The sequence below is a fragment of the Streptomyces sp. NPDC031274 genome, from assembly GCF_055570235.1.
Map to the genome: position 1 here is coordinate 282564 of NZ_JBVIHP010000008.1, position 19353 is coordinate 301916.

At 71.3% G+C, this 19353-nt stretch carries 18 protein-coding genes and 1 pseudogene; 8 read left to right on the forward strand and 11 right to left on the reverse strand.

Translation table 11 applies throughout. The features are described 5' to 3' along the window. Positions 1 to 165: 165 nt before the first annotated feature. Both ACZ5CR_RS16005 and ACZ5CR_RS16010 read left to right on the forward strand, forming a co-directional pair. The gene (locus ACZ5CR_RS16005) at positions 166 to 948 is read left to right on the forward strand and encodes an ABC transporter permease (protein ID WP_468857740.1); all 783 of its coding nucleotides are present in this window, start codon (positions 166 to 168) and stop codon (positions 946 to 948) included. A gap of 33 nt (positions 949 to 981) precedes the next feature. Then, a complete protein-coding gene (locus ACZ5CR_RS16010) occupies positions 982 to 1473 on the forward strand; it encodes a glutathione peroxidase (RefSeq protein WP_468857742.1) in 492 nt (163 codons plus the stop codon). Positions 1474 to 1569: 96 nt separating this feature from the next. On the opposite strand, the pseudogene ACZ5CR_RS16015 reads toward ACZ5CR_RS16010, so the two are convergent. Then, positions 1570 to 2067, reverse strand: a pseudogene (locus tag ACZ5CR_RS16015) (SRPBCC family protein); the annotation flags it as partial. On the opposite strand from ACZ5CR_RS16015, the gene ACZ5CR_RS16020 reads away from it, so the two are divergent. Then, complete coding sequence (locus tag ACZ5CR_RS16020; RefSeq protein WP_468857743.1) at positions 2020 to 2664, forward strand: TetR/AcrR family transcriptional regulator; 645 nt, start codon at positions 2020 to 2022, stop codon at positions 2662 to 2664. The pseudogene ACZ5CR_RS16015 and the gene ACZ5CR_RS16020 sit on opposite strands and share 48 nt — an antisense overlap. Here ACZ5CR_RS16020 and ACZ5CR_RS16025 read toward each other — a convergent pair. Next, positions 2661 to 3545, reverse strand: coding sequence for a helix-turn-helix domain-containing protein (locus ACZ5CR_RS16025; protein ID WP_468857744.1), 885 nt, complete (start codon positions 3543 to 3545; stop codon positions 2661 to 2663). The genes ACZ5CR_RS16020 and ACZ5CR_RS16025 overlap by 4 nt on opposite strands. A gap of 98 nt (positions 3546 to 3643) precedes the next feature. On the opposite strand from ACZ5CR_RS16025, the gene ACZ5CR_RS16030 reads away from it, so the two are divergent. Continuing rightward, on the forward strand, positions 3644 to 4414 hold the full coding sequence (locus ACZ5CR_RS16030) for an NAD(P)H-dependent oxidoreductase (protein WP_468857745.1): 771 nt from the start codon (positions 3644 to 3646) through the stop codon (positions 4412 to 4414). A gap of 18 nt (positions 4415 to 4432) precedes the next feature. Here ACZ5CR_RS16030 and ACZ5CR_RS16035 read toward each other — a convergent pair whose 3' ends face one another. Further along, positions 4433 to 5260: an NAD(P)H-binding protein gene (locus ACZ5CR_RS16035; protein WP_468857747.1), complete on the reverse strand. Its 828-nt coding sequence runs from the start codon at positions 5258 to 5260 to the stop codon at positions 4433 to 4435. Between the two features lie 299 nt (positions 5261 to 5559). Between ACZ5CR_RS16035 and ACZ5CR_RS16040 the strand changes: the two genes are divergently transcribed. Continuing rightward, complete coding sequence (locus ACZ5CR_RS16040; RefSeq protein ID WP_468857749.1) at positions 5560 to 6750, forward strand: D-alanyl-D-alanine carboxypeptidase family protein; 1191 nt, start codon at positions 5560 to 5562, stop codon at positions 6748 to 6750. On the opposite strand, the gene ACZ5CR_RS16045 is transcribed toward ACZ5CR_RS16040, so the two are convergent. Together ACZ5CR_RS16045 and ssgD are read right to left on the reverse strand one after the other, a co-directional pair. Beyond that, a complete protein-coding gene (locus ACZ5CR_RS16045) occupies positions 6726 to 7460 on the reverse strand; it encodes a siderophore-interacting protein (protein WP_468857750.1) in 735 nt (244 codons plus the stop codon). The genes ACZ5CR_RS16040 and ACZ5CR_RS16045 overlap by 25 nt on opposite strands. Positions 7461 to 7559: 99 nt before the next feature. Beyond that, positions 7560 to 7973, reverse strand: coding sequence for a spore wall synthesis regulator SsgD (gene ssgD, locus ACZ5CR_RS16050; RefSeq protein ID WP_389911167.1), 414 nt, complete (start codon positions 7971 to 7973; stop codon positions 7560 to 7562). Between the two features lie 247 nt (positions 7974 to 8220). On the opposite strand from ssgD, the gene ACZ5CR_RS16055 reads away from it, so the two are divergent. The 3 genes from ACZ5CR_RS16055 to ACZ5CR_RS16065 all read left to right on the forward strand — a co-directional run bounded on the left by ACZ5CR_RS16055 (position 8221) and on the right by ACZ5CR_RS16065 (position 11623). After that, positions 8221 to 9762, forward strand: coding sequence for an ATP-dependent DNA ligase (locus ACZ5CR_RS16055; RefSeq protein WP_468857751.1), 1542 nt, complete (start codon positions 8221 to 8223; stop codon positions 9760 to 9762). Between the two features lie 108 nt (positions 9763 to 9870). Further along, a complete protein-coding gene (locus ACZ5CR_RS16060; RefSeq protein WP_383282674.1) occupies positions 9871 to 10356 on the forward strand; it encodes a cation:proton antiporter regulatory subunit in 486 nt (161 codons plus the stop codon). 4 nt (positions 10357 to 10360) lie between these two features. Beyond that, the gene (locus ACZ5CR_RS16065; protein ID WP_468857753.1) at positions 10361 to 11623 is read left to right on the forward strand and encodes a cation:proton antiporter; all 1263 of its coding nucleotides are present in this window, start codon (positions 10361 to 10363) and stop codon (positions 11621 to 11623) included. A 129-nt stretch (positions 11624 to 11752) separates the two neighbouring features. On the opposite strand, the gene ACZ5CR_RS16070 is transcribed toward ACZ5CR_RS16065, so the two are convergent. Genes ACZ5CR_RS16070 through ACZ5CR_RS16095 form a run of 6 tightly spaced genes read right to left on the reverse strand, consistent with a single transcriptional unit; the run spans position 11753 to position 19130 of the window. Beyond that, the gene (locus ACZ5CR_RS16070) at positions 11753 to 13609 is read right to left on the reverse strand and encodes a gamma-glutamyltransferase family protein (protein WP_468857754.1); all 1857 of its coding nucleotides are present in this window, start codon (positions 13607 to 13609) and stop codon (positions 11753 to 11755) included. Positions 13610 to 13620: 11 nt separating this feature from the next. Beyond that, positions 13621 to 14667: an ABC transporter ATP-binding protein gene (locus ACZ5CR_RS16075; protein ID WP_468857756.1), complete on the reverse strand. Its 1047-nt coding sequence runs from the start codon at positions 14665 to 14667 to the stop codon at positions 13621 to 13623. Further along, positions 14664 to 15689, reverse strand: a complete 1026-nt coding sequence (locus ACZ5CR_RS16080) for an ABC transporter ATP-binding protein (RefSeq protein WP_468857758.1) — start codon at positions 15687 to 15689, stop codon at positions 14664 to 14666. Before ACZ5CR_RS16080 ends, ACZ5CR_RS16075 begins: the two co-directional genes overlap by 4 nt. Next, on the reverse strand, positions 15686 to 16558 hold the full coding sequence (locus tag ACZ5CR_RS16085) for an ABC transporter permease (RefSeq protein ID WP_468857821.1): 873 nt from the start codon (positions 16556 to 16558) through the stop codon (positions 15686 to 15688). The genes ACZ5CR_RS16080 and ACZ5CR_RS16085 overlap by 4 nt, the downstream gene beginning before the upstream one ends. A gap of 8 nt (positions 16559 to 16566) precedes the next feature. After that, positions 16567 to 17520, reverse strand: coding sequence for an ABC transporter permease (locus ACZ5CR_RS16090; RefSeq protein WP_468857759.1), 954 nt, complete (start codon positions 17518 to 17520; stop codon positions 16567 to 16569). Positions 17521 to 17561: 41 nt separating this feature from the next. Continuing rightward, a complete protein-coding gene (locus ACZ5CR_RS16095; protein ID WP_468857822.1) occupies positions 17562 to 19130 on the reverse strand; it encodes an ABC transporter substrate-binding protein in 1569 nt (522 codons plus the stop codon). Positions 19131 to 19353 lie beyond the last annotated feature (223 nt).

Sequence of the window (19353 nt, forward strand, 5' to 3'; positions counted from 1 at the left end):
GGTCAGCCCTTCTTTCTTCCGGCGTTGCTTGCTCGTCCGGCATCGCATGTTCTTCCCGCAATCCTCACAGACCGGGCCCGCCCCCGACGACCCAGGACTCCGAGTTCCGGTCGTCGTCTCCGCCCTCGGGTTCTTCCTAGCCCGGCGCCGCCATAGGGTGAACGCGTGCGCGATCTCGCCGCTCAGGCCCTGCTTCCGGTCAACGCGACGCTCGGTGTGGCGCTCCTCGTACTGCTGCTCGCCGCGGCCACGACGGCCGCCGTGTTCCGCCTCTCCCCCGACGGCTCGTACGGCAGGGCGCGGGAGATCCTCGTGGCCGGTGTGCGGGCGGCGGCGCAGCTGGGCGTGGTGTCCCTGGCGATCGGCTGGGTGATCCACCACGTCGTGGCGCTCTTCGCCTTCCTGCTCCTGATGCTCGCCGTCGCCGCGCGCACCGCGGGGCGCCGCATCACCGCCAACGGCAGCTGGTGGTGGGCGGCGCTGCCGATCGCGGGCCCCGTCGTACCCGTGGTGGCCTGCCTGACCCTGGCCGGGCTCCTGCCGGTGCGCGGTATCGCCATGATCCCCGTGACCGGCATCCTGATCGGCGGCGCCCTGACGGCGACGGTGCTCGGCGGACGCCGGGCGCTGGACGAACTCCATTCCCGCAAGGGCGAGTTCGAGGCGGGCCTGGCCATCGGCCTGCTCGAACGGGACGCCCGCCTGGAGGTGATCCGCCCCGCGGCGTCGGACGCCCTGCTCCCCGGCCTCGACCAGACCCGCACGGTGGGCCTGGTCACCCTGCCCGGAGCCTTCGTCGGCATGCTCCTGGGCGGGGCATCACCCATCCTCGCGGGAGCGGTGCAGCTGTTCGTGCTCATCGCCCTCATGGCGATCCAGGCGATCGCGGTGGCCGTGACGGTCGAGCTGATCGCCTGCGGCCGCCTGAACCGGACGGGACCGGAGTGATCGGCGGGGCCCCGTGCGCGTAGGCTCCGAATCATGTCTGTCTACGAAGATGCAGAGATCGGCGCCCTCCAGGGCGGCTCGGCGAACCTGGGCCAGTACCTGGGCAAGGCCGTCCTGATCGTCAATGTCGCCTCCAAGTGCGGTCTCACCCCGCAGTACGGCGGCCTCGAGCGCCTGCACGAGCAGTACGCGGCCCGTGGCTTCACCGTCCTCGGCGTGCCCTGCAACCAGTTCATGGGCCAGGAGCCGGGTACGTCGGAGGAGATCGCCGAGTTCTGCTCGGCGACGTACGGCGTGACGTTCCCGATGACCGAGAAGGTCGACGTGAACGGCGACGACCGGCACGCGCTGTACAAGAACCTCGTCGGCACGGCGGACGCCGAGGGACACACCGGCGACGTCCGCTGGAACTTCGAGAAGTTCCTCACGAACGCGGACGGCGACGTGGTGGCCCGGTTCGGTCCGAAGACCGAGCCGGACGCTCCCGAGGTCATCGCCGCCATCGAGGCGAACCTTCCGAAGTAACCCAGGCGCACCGACAAAGGCGCGGCACACCGGCGGTTGCAGGTGTGCCGCGCCTCTGTCGTACTCCTCCAGGGGAGGGCGGGCCTGGTGCTTGGTTCAGTGGTGCTGGTGGTGGCCTGCGCGGGCTTCCGCCGTGGTCTTCAGGGCAGCAAGACACCCTTCGAGGCCCTCACTGAGGATCTCGGTCGCGGCGGGTACGTTCGCGTCGACCTGCTCTCCCGCGTGGGTCTCCTCAGTGCGCACGAGGACTCCTCCCTCGACCTTGACGAAGTTCCATACGTGGACGCCGTCGATGCGCAGCCCCTCGCCGCTCGCGGGGCCGGTCCAGCGGATGCAGGAATCGCGCTTGAGCTGCTTGACGGTCGAGGTGATGTCCAGGCTCGTGGCGGGAGTCGCGGGGTTGGGGGGTATCGGAGTCGTCCACCGGAACGCGGAACCCTTCCGGAAGGGGCCGCGGTCGAGGCGGTCGACGGTCGTGACCGGCTCCTGCCAGGACGGCCAGCGCTCCACGTCGGTCTGCAGCTTCCAGACGGTGCTCAGCGGCGCGTGGATCACGGTCTCGGTCCTGTGGCGCACGAGAGCCTTGGAGTCAAGGAGCGTGCGTGGGAGCAGATCGCCACGGCGGGAGCGTCCGCGCTCTCGCTCAACGCGATCGCCAAGCAGATGGGCATGAGCGGTCCCGCGCTCTACCGCTACTTCGCCGGTCGCGAGGAGCTGATCACCGAACTCATCCGCGACGCGTACCGAAGCCTCGCCGACACCGTCCGCGCGGCCTTCACCGACGGCGCCGACCTCGCCGGACTGGCCCACGTCGTACGCGCCTGGGCGCTGGAAGACCCGCAGCGGTACTTCCTCATCTACGGCACCCCCGTCCCCGGCTATCACGCGCCCGAGGACATCACCGGCATCTCCAACGAGATCATGACGACGCTGCTCGACGCCTCCACGGCGCTCGCGCCGGACAGCACCGCGTCACCGTTCGCCGCCCACCTGGAGGACCACCGGGACTGGGCCGCCAGTCACCCCGCCCAAGGTGCGGCCCTCCACCGGGCCCTGTCCTTCTGGACCCGGGTGCACGGCGTGCTGTCCCTGGAACTCTCGGGCCACTTCAGCGGAATGGGCTTCGATCCGGCGCTTCTCTTCGCGGCCGAACTGGACGACCTGCTGGACGACCTGCCGGTCAAGCCCTAGGCCGACAGGTCGCGAGCGCGGCCACGGGCCAGACCCGCGAGAGCCTCGGCCTCCGCGCTGTCCTCCGCGGCGCTGAACACGTGCACCACGAGCCCCGTCTCACCGGGCGCCGCCGGCACATGCAAGGTCTCGAAGTCCAGGGTGAGCCGCCCGGCCACCGGGTGCCGCAGCCGCTTGCGGCCCGCCGCGCACATCACGACCTCGCCGCTGTCCCAGATCTTCCGGAACTCGGCGCTGTGCGCGGCCAGTTCGGCGATGAGCGCCGCAAGCTCCGCGTCCTCGGGGTAACGCCCCGCCGCCACCCGCAACTGCCCCACGGCCTCCGCCGCCCTGTCCTCCCACTCGGGGAACACGGCGCGCGACGCGGGGTCGAGGAAGAGGAACCTCGCGTTGTTCCGGTCGCGGCGCCGCGGTTCACCCAGGCCGCCCATCAGCTCGGCGCCGAGGCTGTTCCAGGCCACCACGTCGAGACGGTGGTCCGTGGCGAACGCCGGGAATCCGGTCATGGAGTCCAGCATCCGCCGCAGCAGGGGGCTGACCCGGGCCGTGGGCGCGGGATCGCGCCGGGCCGCGGCCAAAGTCGCCAGATGCCCCCGCTCCGCCGCGTCGAGGCCGAGCGCGCCGGCGAGCGCGTCGAGCACCTCGGGGGACGGCTGGGTGGCCCGGCCCTGTTCGAGACGTACGTAGTAGTCCACGCTGATCCCGGCGAGCTGGGCCAGCTCCTCACGGCGCAGCCCGCGCACCCGGCGGCGACGGCCGCCGGCGATCCCCACGTGCTCCGGCGCGACGCGCCCCCGGCGGGCGCGCAGAAAACCGCCGAGTGCCCGCCGGGTGTCGCCGATCCCGTCCGTGTGCGTCGGTTGGTCCGTGCCGTCGTCCATGGGGTCAATTATGCGTGGCCCTGCCAGTACCAGGATTGCCGTTCCGACGGTTGAACAGGGTTCTGGCTACCCTCCCCGGCCTGGGAGAACGTGGCGTCATGAAGAAGATCCTCGTCGTCAGCGCCCATCCGGAACCCCGTTCGCTCAACGCCTCGCTTGCCTCCTTCGCCGTGGAGGAGCTGCGCGCGGCCGGTCACGAGGTGCAGGTCTGCGACCTCTACGCGATGAAGTGGAAGGCGACGGTGGACGCCGACGACTTCCCCGGCCACACCGCGGACCGGCGACTGCACGTGATGGCCGCCTCCGAGCAGGACACCCTGGCGGAGCGCCTCTCGCCGGACATCGCGGCGGAGCAGGAGAAAGTGCGCTGGGCGGACGCGGTGATCCTGCAGTTCCCGATGTGGTGGTTCTCGGCGCCCGCGATCCTGAAGGGCTGGATCGACCGGGTGTTCACCGCGGGGTTCGGCTACGGCCCCGCGGTCCCGCCGCCCTACAGCGAGGGCGCCTTGGCGGGGCGGCGCGCGCTGGTGTCGGTGACGGTCGGCGCCCGGGAGTCCTCGTTCACCGACCGGGGCATCCACGGCCGCATCGCGGACGTCCTGTACCCCGTGCAGCACGGCCTGTTCTGGTTCACCGGCATGGAGCCGCTCGAACCGTTCGTGGTGTACGACGCGAACGATCTGCCGGAGGATCGGTTCGCGGCGGCCAAGCGGGCGTACGGGCGTCGGCTCGACGGGCTCTTCACGGATGAGCCGGTGCCGTTCCGGTCGCTGGTCGGCGGTGACTACGACCACGACATGCGGCTGCTGCCGGGCGTGGAGGCGCCGGGGGCGAGCGGCCCCGATCTCCACGTCCGGCCGCGCGGCTGAGCAGCGGGGGCACTGGGGTCACTTGAAGGCGGCCGCGTTCCGCGTCACCCACTCGGCGAACGCACGGGGCGGACGGCCCAGGACCCGCTCGACGTCGGGGCTCACCTGCTGCTCCTCGGCGGACGGCGTACCCAGGATGGCGAGGGTGGAGTCCACGACCTGCGCGGGCAGGAACCGCACCAGCTGCTCCCGGGCCTCCGCTCGGCTCTGCTCGACGAACCGCACTGGCTCGCCCACCGCGTCCCCGATCGCCGCCGCCTGCTGCCGGGGCGTGACGGGCGCCGGTCCGGTCAGTACGTACGTGGCGCCCGTGTGGCCCCTTTCGCGCAGCGCCGCCGCGGCGACCTCCGCGATGTCGGCCGGATCGACGACCGGCAGCGCCGTATCGCCGAACGGCGCGGTCACCGCCCGCCGCTCGCGGACCGGCTCGGCCCACAGGAACGCGTTGGAGGCGAAGCCCCCGGGGCGCAGCAGCGTCCATTCCGGGGCCGATGCTTTGACGGCGTCCTCGTATCCCGAGGGGTGGCGCTGTGTCCCGACGCCCTGGGACGACAGCAGGACGACCCGTCGGACGCCGCCCGCCCGTGCGGCGTCGAGGACGCCGTGCACACCGCCTCCGGCGAGCACCAGGTCGCCGGAGGTCAGCAGGAACAGCGCGTCCGCCCCGTCGAGCACGGGGCGCAGGCTGTCCGCATCGGCCACGTCGGCCCGATGGTGCCGTACGCCGGCGGGAACGTCCGCCGCCGATATGCCGCGCGAGACAGCCGTCACCTGCTCGCCGGCCGCGACGAGGGCCCGCACGAGCGGCCTGCCGACATTGCCCGTCGCTCCGGTCACCACGATCATTTTCGCTCCCGTTGGTCGTTCTCGGTTGACTCCACGGAAGCTATCGGCGCCGGGGCAGTAGGTACCTAGAGGAAAGTATCGGGATGAGGGGCCGTTCGTGACGGACGTCACAACTTCCTTGCCGCGTTGGGCCGGAGGACCGACCAGATCATCATCAACTGCAGGAGCAGCACGGTGCCGCACACCGCAGGCACGGCGGGTTCGGGAAGAGCGCACGCGGACACGGTCGGCGGCCACCGGTACATCCAGCCGGACCAAGCTGACCTGCGGGCTTCGGGCCGCGCTCATACCGTGGCTGAATGGTCATCAGGTACCTCCCGCGCTCCTCATCCGTCCGCACCGCGGCACTCGCGGTCGCCGCCCTGGCCCTCCTGCCCACACCCGCCTCGGCGGCGGCCGCGACGGCCGAGCCCACGCCGCCCAAGCCGGGCCCCGCGTACTCCTCGGACCTCCTCGACCGGCAGGGAGTCCAGGCGCGTCCCGGCGCGGGCGCCCCGGCCGTGCCTGGCGACGTCTCCGCGCTCTCCTGGCTGGTGGCCGACGCCCGTTCGGGCGAAGTGCTCGCCGCCCACAACGCGCACCGTCAGCTTCCGCCCGCCTCCACCCTGAAGTCGCTCTTCGCCCTCACCGCGCTGCCGCACCTGGACGCCGTCGCCCGGCACAAGGTCACCCAGAGCGACCTCTCCGGCATCGGCGACGGCAGCAGCCTGGTGGGGGTCGAGGCGGGGCGCAGCTACCGCATCGCCGATCTGTGGCGCGGCGTGTTCCTCAGCTCCGGCAACGACGCCGTGCACGTGCTCGCCAAGCTCAACGGCGGCTGGCAGCAGACCGTCCGTCAGATGCGCGCCAAGGCCCGCACGCTGGGCGCACGCGACACGCATGTGGTCTCGCCGGACGGTTACGACGCGCCGGGGCAGGTCTCATCGGCGTACGACCTCGCGGTCTTCGGCCGGGCGGGGCTCGCGGATCCGGAGTTCGCCCGCTACTGCTCGACCCCCGTCGCCAAGTTCCCGAACGGCGGCTGGTCCTACCCCATCCAGAACACCAACCGTCTGCTCACCGGCGCCGACGGCGTGGCCGGCTACCCCGGCCTGCTGGGCATCAAGAACGGCTACACGAGCCACGCGGGCAACACCCTCATCAGCGCGGCCCAGCGCGGCGGCCGCACTCTCGTCGTATCGGTGATGAACCCCCAGGCGAGCGGCGGATACCGCGTGTACGAGGAGACCAGGTCGCTCCTCGACTGGGGGTTCAAGGCAGCGGGGCATGTCAGGCCGGTGGGTTCGCTGATCCCCGAGAGCGAGAAGGCGGGCACGGCACGGGGTCCCGCGCCCGCTGCCGAGCTCGCCGCCCATGCGGTCGAGACGGACGGCTCGGACTGGACCGCGATCCTTCTCGTCGCCGCGGGTTCGGTGGCCCTGGTGGCCGGTGCGGTGGTGGTGATCCGGCGGCGGGCGGCCCGCGCCTACCGCTTCTCGGGGCGCCAGTAGCCGAGCGCGTGCACGCGGTGCTTCGGGATCGAGAGCTCCTTGCGTACGTACGAGGCCAGGGCCCGGGTCGTCGTCGTGTCACAGGTGATCCATACGTACACGTCGGCGGAGTCCTCGATCAGCGCGGGCAGCGCCGCCTTCACCTCGTCGACGAGGTGGCCACCCGCGTCACGCCGCTCCACCCGGTGCAGGTCGTGCAGGGCAGGGTCGAGGCTCAGGCCGAGGTCGCGGTCCGAGGCATGCTGCGTCTCGAGCCAGAGGGTCGCCGGTACGTCGGGCATGGCGGCCAGGAGCGATGTGACGGCCGGGAGCGCTGCCGTGTCCCCGATCACCAGAAGCCGTGCGGGCAGCGGATCGGGCACGTCGAAGCCGGTGCCCTGGAGGGTGGCATCGACCCTGTCCCCCGGTCCCGCCTTGCGCGCCCAGTCGCTCGCCCGGCCGTCGTGCAGGGCGAACTCGAGGCTGAACGTCCCGGCGGCGGGATCGGGGTCGACCAGGGTGTACGCGCGCTGATGATGCCTGCCGTCCGCCTGGTCGAACCACAGGCGCACCCACATCGTCGGATGCACTCCGGTCAGCGCGAGCATGCCGCCATCTGTGAGGTGCAGGCGCCGGTAGTGCTCGGTGACGTCCTCGGCCCCGGTCACGGTGAACTCGAAGTCCTTGCCGCGCAGCAGCTTGAGGACGGCCCCCTCCCAGCCATGACCCATCGGACTCCCCTCCCCTGAGCGGCCGGAAGCCACTCATCACGATCAAGTTAGGGCAGCCTAACCTAATATCGTATGGGCGAGTGCGTACGCGCGTCGCGCTCAGACTCCGCGCAGCAGACGGGCGAGATCCTGATCCAGATCGAGCCCCGCCTCCTCGCGCCCCGCGCCCACGACGGCGTACGCACGGAGCAGGAATCTCCGCAGCACCGCTCTGTCGAACTGCACCAGGGCGAGACCCTGCGGCGCATGGAACTCGAGAACCGTGCGCGCCCGCCCGCACGGCCAGATGTGTACGTCCCCGGTACCCACGGGGGTACGCAGCCCCTCTTCCAGGAGCTGACGGGCGAAGATCCAGGTGACCTCCGCACCGTCGAGGGAGGCCTCGGACGGAAAGGCGATCTGGACGGCGAGCGGGTCGTCCGACGCGTAGCGCAGGGTCACGGACAGCGCACGCTCGCGCCCTTCGGGGGTGATCAGGCGGGCGCGAGCGGGCTGCTCAAGGGTGACGGCCACGATCGGACTCCTCTTCTGCCGCAGCTGCCGCTGCTCGCTCTGCTTTCTTCCGTGCCTGTACGAGGCCGCGACGAGGGGTTTCATTACGCGGCACGCGGGTCGAATTCTGTGACCTGCGCCACTCCGGCGTTCGAGGGAGGGAGACGGGGGTGGATCCCCCGCGCGGGATCCACCGCGGGGGGATCCCGCGCGGCGAAGCCGCTAATAGAGCAGCCAGGAAGGGGCGGGATCGGGGAAGGAAGAACTCATGCTCCTAGCCCGCCTGGCCCACGTGTCCGCCACTGTGGCCACCACCCCCGCCCGCTCTCAGAAGATCACCCTCCTCGCCGACCTCTTCCGCTCGGCCACCCCCGCCGACGCCCCCATCGTCATCCCCTACCTCGCGGGCCGCCTCCCCCAGGGGAGGCTGGGCATCGGGTGGAGCCTCCTGAAGGATCCGCCCCCGGCCGCCGTCGAACCCACCCTCACCGTCCAGGCCACGGATGCCGCCCTCACCGCCGTCGGCGCCCTCTCCGGCCAGGGCTCCCAGGGCGAACGAAGGCGGCTCGTCAGGGAGTTGATGGGCGCGGCCACCGCCGAAGAGCAGCGGTTCCTCGTCGGTCTGCTCACCGGCGAGGTGCGCCAGGGCGCGCTCGACGCCATCGCCGTGGAGGGCCTCGCCCGGGCCACCCAGGCCCCACCGGCCGCCGTGCGGCGCGCGGTGATGCTGGCAGGGGCGGTGACCCCCGTCGCCGAGGCCCTTCTCGCGAGGGGGGCCGGCGCGGTGGAGGAGTTCCGGCTCAGCGTCGGGCGGCCCGTACTCCCGATGCTCGCGCACGGCGCGGGTTCCGTCACCGAAGGCGTCGGCAAACTGGGCGGGCCGTGCGCCGTCGAGGAGAAGCTGGACGGCATCCGCGTCCAGGTGCACCGCGACGGGGACGAGGTCCGCGTCTACACCCGCACCCTCGACGACATCACCGACCGCCTTCCCGAACTCACCGCCGCCTCACGCGAATTGGACGGTGAGACCTTCATTCTCGACGGGGAGGTCATCGCGCTGGACGACGACGGCAGACCCCGCCCCTTCCAGGAGATCGCCGGACGCGTCGGATCCCGGGTGGATGTCGCCACCGCCGCCGCCGGGCTCCCCGTCTCCCCCGTCTTCTTCGACGTCCTGTACGACGGAGGGCGGGATCTCCTCGACCTGCCCTTCACCGAGCGGCACGGTCACCTGGCGCGGCTCGTCCCCGAGCCGATGCGGGTGCGGCGCACCGTGGTCACCGACCCCGCCGACGGGACGGAGCTCCGCGCCGCCGAGGAGTTCTTCGCCGACACGCTGGGCCGCGGCCATGAGGGAGTCGTGCTCAAGGCCCTCGACGCGCCGTACATCGCCGGTCGCCGTGGGGCGAGCTGGCTGAAGGTCAAGCCCGTGCACACCCTGGACCTCGTGGTCCTGGCCGCCGAGTGGGGGCACGGGCGGCGCACCGGCAAGCTCTCCAACCTCCACCTGGGCGCACGGCGCGACGACGGGACGTACGCCATGCTCGGGAAGACCTTCAAGGGCATGACCGATGTGATGCTCGCCTGGCAGACCGAGCGGCTGCGTGAGCTCGCGGTCAGCGACGACGGCTTCCTGGTGACCGTGCGACCGGAGCTCGTCGTCGAGATCGCCTACGACGGGCTGCAGAAGTCCACCCGCTATCCGGCCGGCGTCACACTCCGCTTCGCCCGCGTCGTCCGCTATCGCGAGGACAAGTCACCCACGGAAGCCGATTCCGTCGCGACGGTGCTGGCAGAACGTCAACTCTGATCTCGGCGCAGCACCTCTACCACCAAGTTCAGGCAAAGGATGGGCCGATAGGGTGACCTTAACGCCGTATTGACGCCCATCAGCCAATCAGCAACTAGGGGAAGAGCTGTGTCCGCTTCACGTCTCAGCCAGACGCCACTCCCAGGCATCGGTATCCGGTACGACCTGACCACCCGAGAACAACGCCAGATCTCGGTCGTCGCGCACCGGGACGGCGCGCGCACCCTCAGCGCCTACCGCGCCGACGACCCGGACGAGTGCGCGCTCTCGCTGCGTCTGAGTTCCGGTGAGGCGGACGCGCTGATCGACGCGCTGATGCCCTCGCACCACAGCCCGAACCTCCTGCACACCACCGATCTCGGTCTCGTCGCCGAACGCATCGAAGTCTCCGGCTCCTCGCACTGGAACGGGCGGGTGCTCGGTGAGACCCAGATGCGTACCGAGACCGGCGCCTCCATCGTCGCGGTCCTTCGCCGAGCCGAGGCCATTCCGTCGCCCACGCCGGCCTTCCGGCTCGCGGGTGGGGACACGCTCATCGTGATCGGCACCCGCGAGGGTGTGGAGAGCGCCGCCGCGATACTCGGGCGGGAGTGATTCGATGCACTCCGCAGTCCTTCTGATCGAATTCGGCGCGATCATTCTCGCGCTCGGACTGCTCGGCAGATTCGCCGGGCGGTTCCGCTTCTCCCCGATCCCCCTCTACCTGCTCGCCGGGCTGGCCTTCGGCGAGGGCGGTCTTCTGCCGCTGGGCGCCAGTGAGGAGTTCGTCGCGATCGGCGCCGAGATCGGCGTCATCATGCTGCTCCTCATGCTGGGGCTCGAATACACCGCGAGCGATCTGGTCAGCAACCTCAAGACCCAGTACCCGGCCGGTCTCGTCGACATGGGGCTCAACGCCGTGCCGGGCGCGATCGCCGCGCTGCTCATGGGGTGGGGTCCTGTGGCGGCCGTGGTCCTCGCGGGCGTCACCTGGATCTCGTCGTCCGGGGTCATCGCGAAGGTCCTCGGCGACCTGGGCCGCCTCGGCAACCGCGAGACGCCCGTCATCCTCAGCATCCTGGTCCTCGAAGACCTGGCCATGGCGGTGTATCTGCCCATCATCACCGCCCTGTTGGCCGGTGTCGGCTGGGCCGCGGGCGGCCTCACCCTGGGCATCGCGCTCGGGGCCGCCGGTCTCGTGCTGTTCCTCGCCGTGCGCTACGGCCGTGTGATCTCGCGCTTCGTGTCGAGCGACGACCCCGAGAAGCTGCTCCTGGTCGTCCTCGGTCTGACCATCCTGGTCGCCGGGATCGCGCAGCAGCTCCAGGTCTCCGCCGCCGTGGGAGCGTTCCTCGTCGGTATCGCCCTGTCCGGCGAGGCCGCCGAGGGGGCACACAGCCTCCTCTCCCCGCTGCGGGACCTGTTCGCCGCCGTCTTCTTCGTCTTCTTCGGCCTGCACACCGATCCCGCGAGCATTCCGCCGGTTCTCCTTCCCGCGCTTCTGCTCGCCGTCGTGACGGCGTGCACGAAGATCGCCACCGGGTACTTCGCGGCTCGACGCGCCAAGATCTCCGTCAAGGGGCGGTGGCGGGCGGGCGGCGCGCTTGTGGCGCGCGGTGAGTTCTCCATCGTCATCGCGGGCCTGGCGGTCACCGCGGGCATCGAGCCGCGGCTCGGCCCGCTGGCCACGGCGTACGTCCTGATCCTCGTGATCGTCGGCCCGCTGACCGCACGCTTCGTGCAGCCGATGGCCGCACTGGTGAGCGGCGCCATGGCGCGCCGCAAGGAGGCCGCCGCCACGGTGGCACTGCCTGCCCCCAGGGAGCCGGAGCGGTCCTCGGAGGAGTCGCTCGACGAACAGAACACCAGCGGCCGCTCCTGACCGCTGCCGCCCGCGGCGCACAGCGCCCGGCGAGCCCGCCCCGCAGGACCTGCGGGGCGGGCGAGGCTCTCGGTGAGGGCGTGACTCCCCTTCGGGAAGCGGGCGGCTCCGGCAGTTCGCTGAGGTGTCTCAGCGCCCCACTGCGTACCCCTGCATCCCGCGCGGATTGGCCGCCGCCGCGAGCACCCCGGTGCGCGGATCACGCGCCACCGCGCACAACCGCCCCTCCGACCAGGGCTCGCCGACCGTCACGTCGTGCCCGCGCCGCCGCAGCTCCTCGATGACGGCCTCGTCCATGCGGGACTCGACCGTGACGCTTCCCGGGCGCATCCCGCGCGGGTAGAAGGAGCCGGGGAAGCTGTCGTTGTGCCAGTTCGGGGCGTCGATGGCGCCCTGGAGGTCGAGGCCCCCGCGTACGGAGTCGCGCAGCGCGACCGCCAGGAAGAAGTGCACCTGCCACTGGTCCTGCTGGTCGCCGCCCGGTGTGCCGAACGCCATCACCGGGACACCGTCCTTGAGCGCGAGCGACGGCGTGAGGGTGGTGCGCGGCCGGCGGCCCGGCGTCAGGGAGTTGGGCAGGCCCTCCTCCAGCCACGCCATCTGTAGGCGGGTGCCGAGCGGGAATCCCAGTTCGGGGACGACGGGGTTGGACTGCAACCAGCCGCCGCTCGGCGTGGCCGCGACCATGTTGCCCCAGCGATCGACGATGTCCAGGTGGCAGGTGTCGCCGCGGGTGGCGCCGTCCGCGGAGACGGCCGGTTCGCCGGGCACGGGTGAGGTGCCGCTCTTGGCGACAGTGGGCTCGCCCGCGCCCGCTCCGGGCAGTCCCAGGGCGTCGAAGCCGGGCTCTCCGTCGGCCACGGCACGGGCGTGGGCGGAGATCTTCGCGGTGCGCCCGCCGGGGCTTCCGGGGCGCAGTTCGTGCGACGCCTTCTCGCCGATGAGCGTCCGCCGCTCCTCGTTGTACGCCGGGGAGAGCAGCTCGGCGACAGGGACCGTGCCGTCGCCGTCCGCATCCCCGTACCAGGCCTCGCGGTCGGCCATGGCGAGCTTGCAGCCCTCGATCAGCAGGTGGACGTAGTCGGCCGAGCCGTACGCGGGCAGGTCCGCGAGGGCGGCGGGGAGCACGGCCAGCTGCTGGAGGAAGGCCGGGCCCTGGCTCCAGCCGCCCGCCTTGCACAGCGTCCAGCCGTTCCAGTCGTACGTCGCCGGGGCCTCGTAGCTCGCCTCCCATCCGGCGAGGTCGGCGGCCGTCAGCGTTCCGGTGTGCCGGGATCCGCTGGTGTCCATCGTGGGGCGGGCCGCCTGACGTATGAGGGCCTCGGCGATGAACCCTTCGCTCCAGATCTTCCGCGCGGCTTCGATCTGCTCGACGCGCGAGCCGTCTCCCGCCTCCTCGATCACGCGGCGCCAGGTCGCGGCGAGCGCCGGGTTGCGCAGGAGTTCGCCGGGGCGCGGGGAGTTGCCGCCCGGCAGGTAGACCTCGGCCGACGAGGGCCATTCGGTCTCGAAGAGTTCGCGCACCGTCTCGACGGTCTCGCCGACGCGCTCCACGGGCGCGTGCCCGTCAGCGGCGTACCCGATGGCGTACTTGAGGACGTCGGCGAGGGACTTGGTCCCGTGGTCGCGCAGGAGCACCATCCACGCGTCGAAGGCGCCCGGTACGGCGGCCGCGAGCGGGCCGGTGCCCGGGACCAGTTCGAGGCCGAGCGAGCGGTAGTGGTCCACGGTCGCGCCCGCGGGCGCACCGCCCTGCCCGCACAGCACCCGCACCTGGCCGTCGGCGGGCGCCAGGATGATCGGCACCTCGCCCGCCGGGCCGTTGAGGTGCGGCTCGACGACGTGCAGGACGAAACCGGCGGCGACGGCCGCGTCGTAGGCGTTGCCGCCGTCCTCCAGGACGGCCATCGCCGACTGCGAGGCGAGCCAGTGGGTGGAGGACACCATGCCGAAGGTGCCTTGGAGGGTCGGCCTAGTGGTGAACACGAGAGCTGCTCCTAGCGTGCGGTGCGGGTACGGGGGATCGTACGGAGGGTCGGGGCGGCGGCCGCGTCCGGAGCCGTTCCGTCAGCGGCGACCAGGTGACAGGAGACCTCGCGCCCGGCGTCTGCGTCGCCGTCGCCGGGGAGCACGCGCAGCTCGGGCACCTCGACCCGGCAGCGGTCGACGGCCAGCGGGCAGCGCGTGTGGAAACGGCACCCCGGCGGCGGGGCGAGCGGGCTCGGCAGTTCGCCGCTGAGGACGATGCGCTCGCGGGTGCGCTGCACCGCCGGATCGGGCACGGGGGCGGCGGACAGGAGCGCCTGTGTGTAGGGGTGTTTGGGGTCGGCGAACAGCTCGACGGTCGGCGCCTGTTCGACGATCTGTCCGAGGTACATGACCGCGATGCGGTCGGCGAGGAACTCCACGGCGGCCAGATCGTGTGTGATGAACAGACAGCCGAAGCCGCGGTCCCGCTGCAGATCGGCGAGGAGGTTGAGGACCGAGGCCTGGACGGAGACGTCGAGGGCGGAGGTGGGTTCGTCGGCCACCAGGAGATCCGGATCGACGCAGAGAGCACGGGCGATGGAGATGCGTTGCCGCTGCCCGCCGGAGAGTTCGTGCGGGTGCCGGTCGGCGTGCTCGGGTCGCAGGCCGACCTGGGCGAGGAGTTCCGCCACGCGCGCGCGTGCCGCGTCCCCCTTGGCGATGCCGTGCAGGCGCAGGGGTTCGGCGATGATCTGCCCGACGGTCATGCGCGGGTCGAGCGAGGAGGAGGGGTCCTGGAAGACGAGGTGGAAGTCCTTGCGCAGGGGCCGCAGGGCGCGCCGCGAAAGGCGGGTCACATCCGTGCCGTTGATGCGGACGGTGCCCCCGGTGGGGTCGTCGAGCCGTACGGCGCACCGCCCGACCGTCGACTTTCCGCTCCCCGACTCCCCCACGAGTCCTACGACTTCGCCCTTGCCGACGGTGAGGGTGACGCCGTCGGCGGCGCGCACGATGCCGCCGGGGCCCGCGAAGTGCCGCTCCAGGCCGGTCAGTTCAAGCACGGGCGTCGGGGTCACTGTCCGGCCTCCTGGGTGGTGGGGGTGAGCGCGTGGGCTTCCTGCGGGTGCCAGCAGGCCGCCCGGTGCGCGGCATCGGCTCCGGCGCACGGGGAGACGGCCTTGAAGCCGGGCCTGCTCGTCGTGCACCGGTCGTCGGCGTGGGCGCAGCGCGGGGCGAAGGTGCAGGCGTCCGGCTGTGCGTCGAGGCTCGGCACAAGGCCGGGTATCTCGGGCAGGCGCCGTTTGCCCTCACCTCCCGGGCGCAGTACGGCGCTCAGCAGACCCCGGGTGTAGGGGTGGCGCGGCTCGGCGAACAGCTCGTGCACCGGGGCCTGCTCGACGGGGCGTCCCGCGTACATGACCAGGACCCGGTCTGCGGCGTCGGCCACCACGCCGAGGTCGTGGGTGATCAGCACGATCGCGGTGCCGAGCCGTTCGCGCAGGGACTGCAGGACTTCGAGGATGCCCGCCTGGACGGTGACGTCGAGCGCGGTGGTCGGCTCGTCGGCGATCAGTACGGACGGGTCGCAGGCGACCGCGATGGCGATCATGACGCGCTGCCGCATGCCGCCGCTGAGCTGATGCGGGTATTCGTCGACGCGTTGGGCGGGGGCCGGGATGCCCACCAGGTCGAGGAGTTCGACGACGCGCGCGCGTGCCTCCTTCTTCGACAGTCCCTGGTGCCGCCGGAGCACCTCGCCTATCTGCCGGCCGATGGTCAGGACCGGGTTGAGCGAGGTCATCGGCTCCTGGAAGATCATGGCGATGTCCTTGCCGCGGACCTTCCCGAGCTCCTTCTCGCTCGCGCCCGCGAGCTCGGCCCCGCCGAGCCTGATCGACCCGTCGACGTGCGCGGTGGGCGGCAGGAGTCCCATCACGGCCATCGCCGTGACGGACTTGCCGCACCCCGACTCGCCCACCACCGCGAGCACTTCGCCCGGTGCGACGTCGTACGACAGATGGTCGACGGCGTGCACGGTACGGGTGTCGGAGCGGAAGGAGACCGACAGGTCGCGCACGCTCAGTACTGGCTCGGTCATCGGGTGGCTCCTCGGGGGTCGAGGACGTCCCGCAGGCCGTCGCCGAGCAGATTGAACGCCAGGGTGGCCGCGACGACGGCGAGTCCGGGGAAGACCGCCATCCACGGCGCGGGCGCGAGGAAGGACTGGGCTCCGGAGAGCATCACGCCGAGTGACGCGTCCGGTGGCTGCACGCCGAGGCCGAGGAAGCTGAGCAGCGCCTCGCCGATGATCGCGGCGGGGATGCCGACGGTCGCCTGGACGATCAGCGCGGAGGTGGCGTTGGGCAGGATGTGCCGGAAGAGCACGGTGGCGTCGCCGCCTCCATTGGCGACGGCAGCGGCCACGTAGTCGACGTGTCGCAGCCTCAGTGTCTCCGCGCGGGTGATGCGGATGACGGCCGGGATCTGCGAGATCCCGATCGCGATGGTCGCGTTGGTGAGCGAGGGGCCGAGCACCGCGGCGAGGCCGACGGCGAGCACCAGGAAGGGGAACGCGAGCATCGTGTCGGTGAGCCGCGAGACCACGCTGTCGGTGAACTTGCCGTAGTAGCCCGCGAGCAGCCCAAGGGGTACGCCCACGACGAAGGCGAGGGCCACCGCCACCACGCCCACCTGCATGGACGCCCGCGCCCCGTACACGACACGGGAAAGCTGGTCGCGGCCGAGGTCGTCGGTGCCCAGCCAGTGCGACCAGCCGGGCGCGGCGAGGGCGTTCGCGAAGTCGGGGCGCGCGGGGTCGTAGGGCGCGACCAGCGGCGCGAAGAGCGCCGCGAGGACGAACACGGCGGCGATGACGCCACCGGTCATGGCGAGCCGGTTCTTGCGCAGGGCGCGCAGCTTGCCGCTGCCCGCGCTCGCGGAACGTATCCGCCCCAATGTGGTGAGCACCGCTGTCGTCACCGGGCACCTCCGAGCCGGATGCGCGGGTCGATGACCGAGTACGCCACGTCGACCAGCAGATTGATGAGGATGTACGCGGCGGATGTGCAGAGCACCACGCCTTGCAGGGTCGCGTAGTCGCGGGTGAAGACGGCGTCGATGGTGAGCTTGCCGAAGCCGGGCAGGACGAAGATCTGCTCGGTGACGACGGCGCCGGAGATGAGGTGGCCGAGCTGGAGACCGAGCACGGTCACGACCGTGACCAGGGAGTTGCGCAACGCGTGCCCGCCGATGACCTCGCGCCGTGAGAGGCCCTTGGCCCGTGCGGTGCGCACGTAGTCGGCGGAGAGCGAGTCGAGCATCGCCGCCCGCGTCTGGCGCATCACGACGGCCGCGAGACCCGAGCCGAGCACGATCGAGGGCAGCACCATGCGGCGCAGGTTGTCGAGCGGGTCGGTGGCGAACGGCACGTATCCGGAGGCCGAGAAGACCGGTACGGCGATGGCGAGTCCGAGGACGAGGACGATGCCGAGCCAGAAGGTGGGAATGGAGAGTCCGAGGAGCGCGAGGGCGTTGGCCAGCCACTCCTCCGGCTTGCCGCGCCGCACGGCGGCGACGATGCCCGCGCCGATGCCGACCACGACCGCGAGGAGCAGGGAAAGAGCGGCCAGTTCGAGGGTGATGGGCAGGGCAGCGGTGATCGCGTCGGCGACGGGGAGGCCGGTGCGTGAGGAGGTGCCGAGGTCGCCGGTGACGGCGTGCCCGATGAACCGCCCGTACTGGACGACGATGTTGTCGTCGAGGCCGTAGCTGGCACGGATCGCGGCGAGCGCCTCGGGGCTGCGCTCCTCACCGGCGAGCGCGAGCGCCGGGTCGCCGGGCAGCGCGCGGATGCCGGCGAAGACGACCATGCTGACCAGGACGAGCGTGATGAGGGACTGCCGGACCCGGGTGAGCAGATAGGACGCCATGGGGCTGAGGCGCGGTGGGTTCGTGCGGGGAGGGCTCAGGCTCATCGGGCGTACCCCGCAGTCGTGACGCGGACCAGGCCGTCGCTGTAGACGCGGACGCCGGCGACGTCCTTGCCGGTGACGACGTAGTTCTTCTGCCGATAGAGGTAGACGAGCCCGCGCCGCTCCTGGGCGCGCCGGGTCAATTCGCCGTAGATGTCGGCGCGTTCCTCCGGGTCGGCCTCAGCGCGGCCCCGCTCGACGAGCTTGTCGATCGCCGGGTCCGAGAGCCCGTAGGCGTTCATCGCGCCGCGCGTCTGGAGGAAGCTGGCGATGTTGCCGTCCGGGTCGAGCCGCCCCGACCAGCCGCTGAGGAAGGCGTCGTAGCGGCCGGAGTCGGTCTCCTCCAGCATCGTCGCGTACTCGGTGGGGCGCAGCGTGACGGCGAACCCGGCTTCCTTGGTCATGGCCTGGATGACCTGGCCGAGCCGACTGAACTCCGGCGCCGTGGACACCTTCAACTCGATGCGGACGGGGGTCTTCACCCCGGCCTCCTCGAGGAGCCGCTCGGCCTTGGCGACGTCGCGCTCGGGACAGGCCGAGGCCTTGATGCCGGGCGCGATGGCGGACTCGGGCGAGACGGGACCGCAGGCGGGCTCGTACATGCCCTGGAAGACGACCTTGTTGATGACATCTCGGTCGATGGCGAGCTCGAAGGCCTCGCGGACCCGCGGGTCACGCGCGAGAGGCGTGTCGATGCGGCCCGGCTTCTCCCCGAGGCCCTTGACGTTGCCGACGTTGAAGCCGATGCCCTGGTAGCCGAGCGAGGGCGAGCTGAAGAGCTGGAGCTTGGGCTCGGTCAGGGCGCTGCGTACGTCGACGGGTGTCATCTGGTCGCCGACCTGGATGTCGCCGGAGCGCAGGTTGGCCAGGCGGACGTTGCCGTCGGGTATCGGCTTGTAGATCACCTTGTCGAGGTGGACCTTGTCGGCCGCGTAGTAGTTCGGGTCCTTGGCGAGCACGATGCGGTCGCCGCCGACCCGCTCCACGTACTTGAACGGGCCCACGCAGGAGGGGTGGTTGGTGAAGTTCTTGCCGTACTTCTTGAGCGCGGCGGGTGACATCACCATGCCGGAGCGGTCCGCGAGGACGGCGGTGAGGGGGACGTAGGCCTGCTTGAGCGTGAGCTTCACCGTGTACGGTCCGGTCGCCTCCGCGTCGGCGAGCGGGGCGAGTTCGGTGGCGCGCGCCGAGCCCGCGAGGTCGCGGTGCCTCAGCAGCGAGGTGACGGCGGCGGCCGCGTCCAGCTTCGTGCCGTCGCTGAACTTCAGACCCTTGCGCAGGCCGAAGGTGACGGTGCGGCCGTCCTTCGAGGTCTTGGGCAGGGCGGTGGCGAGCTGCGGGATCACGGTCCCGTGCTCGTCGATGTCGTAGAGCTTCTCGCACATCCCGGCGAAGACCGTGCGGCCCACGAGGGTCTGCGCGAGGGTCGGATCGAGCTTGTCCGGGTCGGAGAGGAGGGCGACGGTGAGGGTGCCTCCGTCGCGCACGGGACGGTCGTCGGTCATGCGCTCACCGCCGACCTCGGTGGCCGAGGACTGCAAGGAGCCGCAGCCCGCCGTTGTGGACATCACCAGGGCAACTGTCGCCAGGGCAACCGTTTTTCGGCGCACGGGTAGGTACCTCCGCCAGGGTGGTTCCGGGCTGATCGTGGACGATCAAGGAATACGGCAGAACGTATTTCGCATACAGTCCGCACACAAGAGGTCCGTCCGGATGCCGGACCGGATTTGATGAAGATTGAATAACCGGCTCCGACAAATGGCTGGGCCCTACATCCAGCGGACTTTCCGT